The sequence below is a fragment of the Novosphingobium anseongense genome, from assembly GCF_037482895.1.
Taxonomy (GTDB): Bacteria; Pseudomonadota; Alphaproteobacteria; order Sphingomonadales; family Sphingomonadaceae; genus Novosphingobium; species Novosphingobium anseongense.
In genome coordinates this window covers 81,196-93,363 of record NZ_JBBHJZ010000009.1, presented here as the reverse complement: position 1 = coordinate 93,363, position 12,168 = coordinate 81,196, and the positions used below count along the sequence as shown (strand labels likewise).

The following is a 12,168-nucleotide window of genomic DNA, read 5'->3' as shown; positions in this document are numbered from 1 at the left end:
GCACTGCTCGACCTTTCCGACCACCGCGAGCGCACCTGCGCTGAAGCTGCCGACAGCCCTTTGCCCATCGTCGTTAACTGGACAACCTCATGCCTGGGACATTGCCGGAGGAACATTGGCTCCGGGTCAAAGTTCGATGGCAGCGGAAGCACCACGAAAACTGGAGAGCATTTTGAAGGACCTTGTCGCATTCGATCTCGATGGCACGCTCGCCGAAAGCAAGCAGCCTTTGCAGGACGACATGGGTGAAGCCCTGTCGGATTTGCTCGACGTGGCTCATGTCGCGGTCATCTCGGGCGGAGACTGGCCGCAGTTCGAAAAGCAGGTCGCCTCGCGTCTCCCAGCGCGCGCGGACCGGTCGAGGCTCTGGCTGATGCCCACCACCGGAACAAAGCTGTACGTTCACCGCGAGGGTGCCTGGCGGACGGTCTACGCTGAACTGTTCGACGAGGAAGAGAAGGCCCGCATACTGCAGGCTTTCGATCAGTCGCTTGAGGCCACGGGTTTTGTTCCCGAACAGACCTGGGGCCAGCGCATCGAGGATCGTGGCAGTCAAATCACCTTTTCCGCCCTCGGACAGGAGGCGCCAATCGAAGCAAAGGAAAACTGGGATCCCGATTTCTCAAAGCGCAAGGTCATCCAGGCAGACCTGCGGGGTCGTCTTCCAGGTTTGTCCATCAACATGGGCGGAGCGACGTCGATCGACGTGACACGCGAAGGGGTGGACAAAGCCTATGGTCTGAAACGTCTGAGGGACGAGAGCGGCATACCCCTTGCTGCGATGATGTTCGTCGGCGACGCGATTTTCCCCGGCGGCAACGACTATCCTGCCAAGGAGCTAGGCCTGGATACCGTGCTGGTTCGAGACGCGCGGGAAACCCTGTCGGTGATTGCGGCGATCGTCGCGTGCAAGAGGTAAGGTGATGGAGCGGTGCGGCGGCGATCTTGGTCTAAGATTTCACAACGGTGGGTAACGCCGACATTGCCGCCGTTTCCGTTGCATTTCGGCTCGCCTGAAAGCCGTCGTCCGTTCAGCCTGCCGCCCGGGCTTTTGAGCGGACTCGGATGAGCGCGGGGCGGGATGATGCGACTGCTGCCTTTGTTGCCCTGTTTGTCGTTGGTCTTCAATTGGCCTGAACCAATTGCAGCGCAGGTGACTGCCCAGCAAGCTCTTGAGAATGCACATCGGAAGTTGTCATTCGCGTCATGCAAAAGACCTCAAGACTTGAGCGAAATTGTCGTCTGCGCGCCCGACAACGACAAGTTCCGCCTTCCGTTGCCGGTGCAGAGGGAAGTCAATGATGCGCACGATGACAGTGGGCCTCTCAGATTGGCAAGTGACGCAGCGCTTCCGCGCGAATGCGGATTATTTCAGGGGCAACGGCGCTGCAACCTGAGGGAGGCTCGGAGGTTCGGATATGGCGGGGGGAGTGTTCCTCTGAGGGCATTGGTTATGCTCGTAAAGAAGGCCGTCGATCCGCAATCCGAAATCGGACCGCTCAAGGGTTATCCAATCAGTCTGCGCGAGATTAAATGACGCGATTGTCAGGGGCGCAGCCTGGCGGCTCGCGCCGACTTAGTGGACGCCCAAGGACCACGCTATGCGCGATGAAACCGAACATTGCGTGAAACCCGCAACGAGGGTGTGATCCGACAGAAATTCGATCAGCACCAAATCCAACCATATCGCCGGACTGCGTGAGCATCACGAAGCTGCCCGCATGACAAATCCAAGCCGCCGGCGGCACATCGAGCGATGGCTCGTCCGTAATGGTCGATATCTGACTGCTGGCACTGCAGCGTCGACGATCCGATTAGCTTCCTCAGGTTCGCGGTGCTGGCGTAAGGATCGCCTGGCGTGCACTCTCTGCCGGGACGACAGTGGCCGGGGAGTTCAGGTGAATCTATACCGGCGAGGCGCACACGAGTGTCGCCGCAATCGAAGGTATCGCCGTCTAGTATTCTCGGCTGAGAGCAGGTAAAGGCGAGTCCTGTTTCCCCCTTCGCACCAAGAGAGATGTAGCTGATCCCTCCGATCGCCGCAGACAGTGCAAGAAGGGCGATGGCAAATAATTTGAAGTTATAACGCCAGCGACGTCGACGTCTTTGCAGCCTTGGCAAGCCCGGAGCTTGACCGGATAACCGGTTCCTGTTTCTCGGCGGCCGCCGAAGCTTGTGCACGGTGCTCATTCTGAGCGGTATCAATCACTTCCCGTTGCACTGCAAGTTGGCGTCATTCGCCGACATTCCCGAAGTTGCACGGTTCTTCAGTCCTCGTCGTTAGCGGACTTTCATTCAGCGAAGACCGAGACGGTTCAGCTCAAGGTCTCATCTCTAGTGTATCGGCTCAGTGCGATCGGCGCGGTGGCTCAACGGCCACCAAACGTTTTGAGTAGCTTGAGCTGGATTTCGGGCGTTCGCTGTCGAGAAATCGCCTCTTGGGCAAAAGGTGCAATCAGGCGCTGGCGTGTACGCCGAGGGGACCGGAAGGTCGCCGATAGCGACAGCGTCCGGCTGAAGCTGTGGGTATAGGCTAGGCTCGCGTCCCACCAGGCCAGGTCGGTAAGCTGGTAGTCGCGAGAACGACTGTTGTACGACCACTGAAGCTGCGCCACGTCGCCAGGCACAGACCCTCGCTCTGGAAGCGTCCATTCGAGCGTGCCGTTAGTCGTGTAGCGGAAGTCGCTTCGAACCTCGGGACGCCCGAAAGCATCGACCTGATTGCGTTGATTGAACAGATTGAGGCTCGCGCTGACCTTCAGGCGGCGGTTGAGCGGGGTGCTGAGATCGAATTGCACGCCGGCATTTCGGCGGCTGCCCGCATTGACGAAGCTGTAGACGGTCGTTCCCGCCGGGCTCACGTCGTAGGTTCTGTTCCATAGATCGTCGGTGTTGCGCATATAGGCGATTATTCCGGCCTGGGTTTTTCCCGAATGGTACTGCAGGCTCACTTCGTAGGAATGCGTGCTCTGGTCCTTCAGGTTTGGGTTGCCTTGGAAGATGGTCACGGCATCCTCGACCAAACCATATGGGCGCAGAATCTCAAGGCGAGCTCGTTCGATTCTCTTGCTGTAACTGGCGCTCAGATCCAGCTTCCTTCCCAGCCGTTGCTTGGCGTGGAATGTCGGAAACAGATCCGATCGCCTGATCACCATTTCCGCGGTTCCTGGGCTCGAGATGCGGCGGGCATTGTGCTCCACGCGTAGGCCGGGCGTCAGAATGAGATCGCCCAGAGGCTGCTGAAAGGTCGCGTATGCCGCAATCGTGCTGCTCGAGCCGTCGTACGCGTCCGCCACGTCGGGTCCGAGTGTACGGCCGGCGCCGATGCTCGTGAACAGGTAGTCCTGCGTTGTGACGTCGAGCCTCCATGTGCTGCCGATCGACAGGATCTGGCCTGCCGCGGTGGGGCGTTTCCAGTCTATATGTGCATCCACGGAATGCGAAGGCTTGCGAACGTCGGTCCGAAAGAGTCGTCCGTCGCTGAAGCGCGCGTTCGTCACGTCTCGAACGTCGGGGTTCGCATAAAACTGGGCGGAGGCGCTGAGCGTCTCACCCTTGGCAGTCCCCCGATGGAGGATGCTGAAATCGCCCATCAGGTAGCTGGCGACGCTGCTCATGATTCGGTGTTCGTAGAACGAGGGAAAGTCGGCGGTGAGACCGAGGAACTGGCCCTTGTTGGTCACGATGTCGTGACCTCCTCCGCCTCCCAGCTGGGCCGAGATGGTGGTCTTAGGATCGAGATCGTAGGTGACCTTACCGCTCAACCGTCCGACCACGCCTTCATACGAGAACTCACCATCTTCCGAGTTCACGGTTGCAAGGCCGCCGCCTGGGGCTTCGACGGTGCGCAGCTTCTGATAGCGCGAACGTACCATGGTGCCGACGTTGCCGCCCGCCTTGACCTCGTATGCCCACTTCCCCCGTTTGACGTTTACGGTCGTGTCGACGAGGCTATGTCCGTAGCTTGAGGATTGCAGGCTGACGTTGCCCGAGGTGCCTGCCGTTTCGTTCTTGCGCAGAACGACGTTGATGACACCGCCGGTTCCTTCCGCCGAGAACTGCGCGGAAGGGTTGGTCAGGACCTCAATCCGGTCGATGTCGGTGCCGTGAAGCGTACGCAGATACTGCTTGGCGTCGCCGATGTAAGGTCGGCCATTGATGTAGATATTCGCGTTACCGGCACCCAGCAGCAGGATACGGTCATCGGGAGTGACGGTGATCGCGGGCAGCCCTCGCAGCAGTTGCACCGCGTCCTTCTGCGCCGAGTGCGGAGTTTGCTGGACCTGGAAGGTGCGTCTGTCGATCTTCTCGGAGTTCTCGGCCCGCGTGCCGATCACTTCAATGACATCGGCTTGATTTTCGACGGACGCTGTTTCGATCGCTTCGGGCAGGAAGGCTGCTGGCATGTATTCTCCGCGACGACCGAAATCGGTCTATACCAATCTCAAAGGATGGCAGAACACCGGAAAGCTCCAGATATGATCTACCGCGCCGCACGGACGCGTTGGTCGGATACGGGGCTGGTGAGAGATCGTATTTTTCCGTTCCAATAGCGTTTGCCGGTGTCAGCTTTTGGCGGGGGAACGGACTTTCAGATTAGATCGGCGGATGACGGCCATTGAGGTGGATCACCGCCATAATGCAACCTGACACCATTGCTGGTTCTGCCGCGAGATGGAAAGGCGGTTCACGCTGTCGGAACAGATCGCGACTGGGCCGGGCACATCAGTGTGACGGTGCCCGCCGCAAAATCATAGGTGATCGAAGCGCAGTGCCCGATCGTATCCATGCCGATATACAGCCGCTGCTTCGGGACCTTTCGTGTGCTGTCTGCAGTCACCACGATCTCGTCGGCGTCCTGGTCCTCTAGGCGGCTTTCCGCGATGCCTTGGGCATCGCCCATATCTGACACGCGCACCGCAAGATTGCGGATTTCCAGCTCACCGAGCACCAAGGGGCGCGCCATCGCGAGAGAACGAACGGGTCGCGATACGCCATAGAGGATCGGTGCCGCGCGCGCTTCGCCGGCAAACCGTCCTCCATTGGCATCGGCGATCCAGCGCCCGCCGGTGGCGGTTACGAGGCTCTCCACACGGTCGGTGCTGAAGGCCGCGTAGATCTGGTGTCCGCCAACATCCAATCGCACGCTAGTCTGACTGCGGCCTAGTTCCTTATCGAGCGGGAAGGTGATGGCCCGATCACCCGGCTGCGGATCGCGCAGTATGAAGGTTGTCCGCGCGGACGAGAAAGTCTCGGGGCCGGCAATGCCGTCGGCCGCTGCGACAATCTGCCGATTGCTGAAGGCGGTTCGGCGACGGAAGGAGGCGTCTTGTGTGCCGTAGGCAACGTTGTCCGTTCGGAACGCAATCTTCTCCGGGCCGATGACATATACGTAGCCGATCATGCTCGGCTCCAATCCGGCTCGCTTGGCAGCGTCGGCATTCAGTGTGGGCACGGAAATAGCGTCGGGGGCCATATGAAACCGAATGGGCTGATCGTTGATGATAGTGTCGAAGGTTTCGCCGATGCGCATGATGATATCGGCCTTCTCCGGTGCCGAAGCCTTTGCTGACGCGGGCATCGTCATCATGAAAAGCGCGGCGACGGCGAAGGAAGCGCGGAGCATCGTCGGAAATCCCCAAATTGCTACAATCGTAGTTCGTCCAACCGCTACTGAACTTTGGCTTAATGGCAGGCGAGCCAAGGGCGGGTAGCCTTAAATTGGATGTGGGAAACGCCCACTTAGATGACGTTCCGAATCCCCGGAAGGATCCATGGAAGCAGACATTCATTCAGTCCGCCAGGTGGGCGCTCGCTGGCGTTCGAGCGTGCGATGTGCAAAATCAACGTTGTGCGGTACTCCTGTCTCATCGCAGCTTGTTCCGGTTGGATTCTGACCGGGTGTGGCCCCCAAGCAGAACGGGCAGAGGCACCCCCTGAGGCCGAGCGTGGCACCGCCACATTTGCCGATCACCTGTATGCAGGGCGAGACGGCAAAGCCGAGGTCAGGGCAGCTCATGCCGCAGGTATGCAGCCAACACTATATGTCGCGGTGAACAATGGATTGGCTGCGCTTTGGGTGGCGCCCGGTATCCCCGGCCATTGCCAGGTGGGAAACAATTCGTTCGTTAGGTTCGTGCGGATCCGCGAACTAGACTTCGCAGAAAGCGGACCAGCTCATCGGCCAGCGCCGAATGCGGAAAGGTTCGCGACGGAATCCAACCGAACTGTATTCGAAAACGAGACTGCTCGTGTCCAGAAAGTCTGCACCACCGGCGGTGCCGGTTAGCGAGTTGGAACGTTGCCGGAAACGCCGACTTAGCCGCCGTTCGAAGATCGGATGCGGGTCCTCGAAACTCGCCATTGGTTCAGAGTCGCGCCGAGAAATCAGATCTTCTCGAGGAGCACCTGTCCACCGAGCCGCTTGCGCAACTCGAGCCATTCGACAGGGCGCAACTCGCTCACCTCCTTGGCATATGCCGGTCCAGCCGCTCGTTGTCCTTGGCTGGGCGCGCCCTACGTCGCCGCCGTAGAGGCCAATAACACTTACATGGTTTCGCGACTAATATTACTCAACAGTGTTTTGCGACACCCCCGTCACCCATTCAATTCGATTTTCTGAATTTACTTTGTAAGTGATAAGGCTCAGGCCGCCCCCGTATGATTTCCAGCTATATTTCGCGTTGCGTATGGTCGGCTCATCTTGGCACGTATGAAGCTCAAATCCTTGTCGGGCCAACTCGGCATCTAGCCTTGATGCTGGTGAACCTGGAGGGAACTGGCTGTTGAGGCGAGCCACGATGCGCTTGTTGTGTATTGCATTATCAAGACTTTTCCCATGCGGCGGGCCACAAACGAGCCAAACTTTCCCTGCTTGATCCCCTTTATCACGGAGTATCTGCGGAAGTTCCGGCTCCCTGTTGCAGCCGAAAACCAGTGTGGCGAGGAAAAGAGTGGCAATGGATCGCATAAGCTCCACACCGACAGCAGCGACGATGGCGAACCGCTGAGGGTGCCCCCGGAAGCCAAATTTCATCGAGCTCGGTGTCATATATCGCCGCTGCCCCCCGTTTTCTCATCGCGGTCTACCATTGTGATGGCACCTAATTTGCAGTCAATTTCTGTGCGGATGTGGACCTAATTGCGGACGCCGCCGGAGACGAGACGGCTGCGGAAGCGCTGCGCCACGACTGATACGACCGCAATTTCGTCAAACGCCGACTTTGCTGCCGTTCGGATCGCTAAGGCTACACGCCAAAAGCCGCCTTACGTTCACAATCATAACCTCGTCATTCGTCTTATCTGACATTTGCAAGTAGCGAGAGGTAAAGCCTATCGCGGGTAGAGCGCTTTGGAATTCGTCACTTCGCACTCGCCTGTCTTACCCTCTGGGAAAAGAGGGATGAGGAATGGTTTCCGCCGCTGCAGTTCAATCGCCCAAGGGCGCGTTCGCAACCGCTCAAGAGCACTTTGCGCCATCCGCCGGACAGGAGTGGCGCGCCCATTGGACGCTTGTCCTCGCTGCGACGGTGGGGATGTCGTTTCACTCGGTGATGAGCCATGGCTTGGGCTTGTTCATGGAGCCGCTTCAAGCCGAATTCGCGTGGAGCCGTAGTCAGATCTCCCTGGGCCTTACGATTGCCGCCATGCTGTCGCTCCCCCTGTCGCCCGTTGTTGGTGCCATGGTCGATCGCTGGGGATCCCGACGGCTGGCTCTGCCTGGCGTCGTGCTCTCCGCGACGGCGATCGCCTGCTTTGCGACCCTGTCTGGCTCGATCGCGCAGTGGCTTGGATTGTGGCTCGCCTATGCGCTCGTCGCCATGCTGCTCAAGACCACGATCTGGTCGGCAGCCGTATCGAGCACGTTCAGCACCAGTCGCGGGCTGGCGCTCGCATTCGCGCTCTCAGGCACGGCTATCGCGCAAGTAGTGGTGCCTCCCTTGGCGCAGTTCCTGATTGCCAACTACGGCTGGCGGACGGCCTATGCCACGCTCGGCATCGGCTGGGGCGGCTTTACCTTCGTACTGCTCTTCCTGTTCTTCTTTGACGCGCGCGACCGTCGACGGCTGCAGCGCCCCGGAACGACCAGCGAAGTTGCCAGCACGGGATTGGGCTTTGGCGAAGCGTTCCGCACTCCGACGCTAATCCGCATCGCTGGCGCGACACTGATATCGTGCCTGCTCAACATCGCGATCCTGGTCCATCAGGTCCCGATCCTCGTCGAGAACGGCATCGATCGCGCGAATGCAGCCTATCTCGCTAGCCTTGCCGGGGTCGCGGGCATCGTGGGGAAGATCGTCACCGGCTGGCTTCTCGATCGTATCGACGGCGGCTGGGTCGGCGGCCTCAGTCTATCGTTGCCAGCGGTCGGCTTCCTGCTGATCCTGTATCCAACCGGAACGTCGGCGGCCGTGGTTCTGGCGATGATCCTCATCGGGTACGCTGCAGGAACCAGTCTGCAGATCTGCGCTTACCTCACGACGCGCTATGGAGGCATGCGCAACTTCGGCAAGATTTTCGGCGTCATGGCGAGCCTCATCGCTGTCGGCGGCGGCTTGGGGCCGACCATCGCGGCTGCCGTGCATGACGCATTCGGGAACTACGCGCCCCTGCTGCTCGTAGCGATCCCAGCAAGCATCGTTTCGGGACTGCTGATCGTCGGGCTGGGGCCGTACCCCGAATGGACAGAGAAGGAGCCCGCCACATAGGCAAAACCTATCGCTGCGAGCAGCATCGGGCCTAACACCCCCATCGTGCCATCGTTAGCCCTTGCCTCACCAAGGCGCGCGAAGCGCCGGGTTGGGAGAGAGAGGCGCACCATCTGCGATGCCTCTCCCCCGATGCTTGAGGGAGGATCACGATGCACACACTGACCCGTCTGGCTCTTGGCTGCTCGACGTTCGGGCTCGCTATGGCGATGTCGCCCCAAGCCGTCCTCGCACAAGATGGCGCTGCCGGTGAGACGGATGCTGGCGCCATCATCGTTACCGCCCGACGCGTCGAGGAGCGGCTGCAGGACGTGCCGATCTCGATAACCGTGTTCAACCAGCAGCAGTTGACCAACCGCAATGTGACATCGGGCGTCGATCTGGCGATCTACACGCCGTCGCTCCAGGCCAATTCGCGTTACGGCGTCGAGAACACGTCGTTCGCTATCCGCGGATTCACTCAGGAACAGCGCACCACCGCTTCGGTTGCAGTTTATTTTGCCGACGTCGTCGCGCCGCGGGGTGGCGGCGCCACCACCACGGGCGATGGCGCCGGTCCAGGCAGCTTCTTCGATCTGCAGAACGTCCAGGTGCTCAAGGGCCCGCAGGGAACCCTCTTCGGCCGCAACACTACCGGCGGCGCCCTTTTGCTCGTCCCCCAGAAGCCGACCGCCAACCTCGAAGGCTATGTCGAGGGCTCGGCTGGCAACCACGACCTGCGTCGTGTGCAGGGTGTCATCAACATTCCCCTGGGCGAGACAGCGCGCCTGCGCGCCGGCGTCGATAGGCAGGTCCGCGAAGGCTATCTGCGGAACATCTCGGGCATCGGACCCGACGAATTCAACAACATCGACTACGTCGCCGCGCGCGCAAGTCTGAGCGTGGACCTGACGCCCGATCTCGAGACCTATTTCATCGCCAGCTACATGCGTTCGGACACCAACGGGCCGCTGCCCAAGCTCACGTCTTGCTTCCCGGTGGTTCGCGGCGCGCAGAACATTACCGGCGTGCTGTCCTGCGACCAGATCGCGCGGGCATCGGGCCAGGACTACTTCTCGGTCGATAACGGCCTAGCCAATGCCAAACTGTTCATGGAGCAATGGCAGGTCATCAACACCACAACCTGGCAGGCCGGCGACACGCTTACGATCAAGAACATCGCCAGCTATGCGCAGTTGACCAACCGCACTCGGAACGAGGCTTTCGGGACGAGATGGGTGATTCCTGCAACGTTCAATGGCCTTTCGACCGGAGCCAACGCCGGACTCAGCGCCACGTTCGTCAACATTCAGCATGTGCCAGGGCTCAACACGAGCGACCAGTCGACCTTTAGCGAGGAGCTCCAGTTTCAAGGCCGCTCGGCCGACGACGCCCTGATCTGGCAAGCAGGTGCCTATCTGGAACTCAGCGATCCTCTCGGATTGCAGGGCAACCTCAATCCCTCCACTCTGTCCTGTGTAGGCGGCAGCTACGATTGCACGGACGTCGTCGGCGCACTGCGAGGCCGACCCGGGACGGGCGGGTCACTGGGCTATCAGGTCGGCCGCACAGCCTACCGCAACATCGGCGTTTACGGGCAGGCTTCCTACAAGCTCACCCCGCAGCTGCAGGTTACCGGCGGCATCCGTTACACCTGGGATCGGATGCGAAGCACAAACCAAAAAGCCATCTACACCTTCGCGGTGCCCAACGTGGCAGTGGGCCAGTGCACCAACAGCTTGCTGAGAAACCGAGCTTTCACAGATCCGCGGGTCTGTGAAGAGGCGTTCGAGAAGAGCACGAAGGCACCGACATGGCTTATCGGCCTGGACTTCCATCCGGTTGGTGACGTTCTGCTCTACGCCAAGTACAGTCGAGGCTATCGCCAAGGCGGCACCAACCCGTTCTCGGCCGAGGGCTACAACACCTACGACGCCGAACGTGTCGATACCTACGAGGTGGGTGCAAAAACGAGCTGGCGCGGCGCGGTGCCGGGCAGCTTCAACGTCGCCGGCTTCTACAACGATTTCCGCGATCAGCAGGTGCAAACAGGCTTCACCAACAGCCGCGGTCTGATCGCTCCCAACACGGCCATCGTGAACGCAGGCAAATCCCGCATCCAGGGTATCGAGGTCGAGGCGACGCTGACGCCATTCGCAGGATTGAGCCTCAACGGCAGCTATGCTTATCTCGATACCAAGCTTCTTGAGTTCGCGCCGGTTCCCCTGCCGTCAACCCTGATCCCCGGAAGTCTGTTCGATACGCCGATACCGACGAATGCCGTTGGCCAACCACTGACCTTTGCGCCGAAGCACAAGCTCTCGGTCACCGGCATGTATACGCTTCCTCTCCCAGAAAGCTTCGGAAGCCTGACCATCGGCGCGACCTACAGCTACACCTCTGCCCTGCGCGCGACCTATTCGGGAACCCAAGGTCTGCTGCCGCCGACCGACCTGCTCAACCTCAACCTCAACTGGAACGGTGTCGCAGGCAGTCCCATCGATGTTTCGGTCTTCGCGACCAACGTCACGAACGAGCGCTATTTCACGCAGGTCAACGAGCAGTCGAGCTCAGGCTTCGTATCGAAATTCCTGGGAGAGCCTAGGATGTATGGCGTGCGCGTGCGGTATCGCTTCGGCAGCTGATGGCCTAACGTCTCGGCGGGAGAGATCAGTGGCTCGATTTGTCTTGGTTCATGGCGGCGCGCATGGTGGCTGGTGTTGGGTCAAGGTCGCGCGGCTTCTAAGGGCGGCCGGCCATGAGGTTCACACGCCGACCCTGACGGGCCTGGGCGAACGACGGCACCTCCTGTCGAGCGAGACGACACTGTCCACCCATATCGCCGATGTCGTGAACCTGATCGCGTTCGAGGACCTGACCGAAATCATCTTGGTCGGTCACAGCTATGGCGGAATGGTGATTACCGGGGTGGCGGATCAGCTGTCCGATCGAATCGCGGAATTGGTCTACCTCGATGCCGCCATTCCCAATGACGGCGAGGCCCTGGTCGATTGGTCACCGGCGCTGCGAGAGCTCGCTGCGAACGAGATGCGATCGGAAGACGGTGTCGAGCTGGTCCTTTGGCCAGACGCGCCGTCCTTCGCGATCTACGGGGTAACCGAGCCAGAAGACGTCTCATGGCTGCAAGGCAAGCTGACGCCGCATCCCTGGCGATGCTTCGTCGAACCCTTGCGTCTCGGCAATGCGGCGGCAATCCGAGCGCTGCCGCGCACCAACATCAACGCGCCTTCCACCCTGCGGCGACGAAGCGGCGACAGTCTCGCGCGGAGCCTAGACGCCGATCGCGTGTGGGAGATCGATACAGGCCACGACATGATGGTCACCGAGCCGGAGCGCGTGGCGGATCTACTGCTCAAGTTGGGCGTCACCGCGTAGCGATAGGTTTTACCTATCGCTACGAGCATGTATTACCGCATTCTGCCCCGGTGAGGCGTGGAGTAAGGATCGCAAGACCACGATA

At 60.2% G+C, this 12,168-nt stretch carries 7 protein-coding genes; 4 read left to right on the top strand and 3 right to left on the bottom strand.

Annotated features, from left to right (window positions below; translation table 11 throughout):
• Window positions 1–172: 172 nt before the first annotated feature.
• Complete coding sequence (locus WG901_RS23250) at window positions 173–919, top strand: HAD-IIB family hydrolase (RefSeq protein ID WP_339589527.1); 747 nt, start codon at window positions 173–175, stop codon at window positions 917–919.
• Window positions 920–2,369: 1,450 nt separating this feature from the next.
• Here WG901_RS23250 and WG901_RS23245 read toward each other — a convergent pair.
• The 3 genes from WG901_RS23245 to WG901_RS23235 all read right to left on the bottom strand — a co-directional run bounded on the left by WG901_RS23245 (window position 2,370) and on the right by WG901_RS23235 (window position 7,036).
• The gene (locus WG901_RS23245; protein ID WP_339589523.1) at window positions 2,370–4,406 is read right to left on the bottom strand and encodes a TonB-dependent receptor; all 2,037 of its coding nucleotides are present in this window, start codon (window positions 4,404–4,406) and stop codon (window positions 2,370–2,372) included.
• Window positions 4,407–4,687: 281 nt separating this feature from the next.
• Window positions 4,688–5,626 (bottom strand): hypothetical protein, encoded by a 939-nt coding sequence (locus tag WG901_RS23240; protein ID WP_339589522.1) that lies wholly within the window; start codon window positions 5,624–5,626, stop codon window positions 4,688–4,690.
• A gap of 942 nt (window positions 5,627–6,568) precedes the next feature.
• Entirely contained in the window at window positions 6,569–7,036 is a 468-nt protein-coding gene (locus WG901_RS23235; protein ID WP_339589521.1) for a hypothetical protein, read from the bottom strand.
• Window positions 7,037–7,409: 373 nt separating this feature from the next.
• Between WG901_RS23235 and WG901_RS23230 the strand changes: the two genes are divergently transcribed.
• From WG901_RS23230 to WG901_RS23220, 3 genes are all read left to right on the top strand, one after another.
• Window positions 7,410–8,708, top strand: coding sequence for an MFS transporter (locus WG901_RS23230; protein ID WP_339589520.1), 1,299 nt, complete (start codon window positions 7,410–7,412; stop codon window positions 8,706–8,708).
• A 152-nt stretch (window positions 8,709–8,860) separates the two neighbouring features.
• Entirely contained in the window at window positions 8,861–11,332 is a 2,472-nt protein-coding gene (locus WG901_RS23225; RefSeq protein WP_339589519.1) for a TonB-dependent receptor, read from the top strand.
• 28 nt (window positions 11,333–11,360) lie between these two features.
• On the top strand, window positions 11,361–12,083 hold the full coding sequence (locus WG901_RS23220; RefSeq protein WP_339589518.1) for an alpha/beta fold hydrolase: 723 nt from the start codon (window positions 11,361–11,363) through the stop codon (window positions 12,081–12,083).
• The last annotated feature ends 85 nt before the right edge of the window (window positions 12,084–12,168 follow it).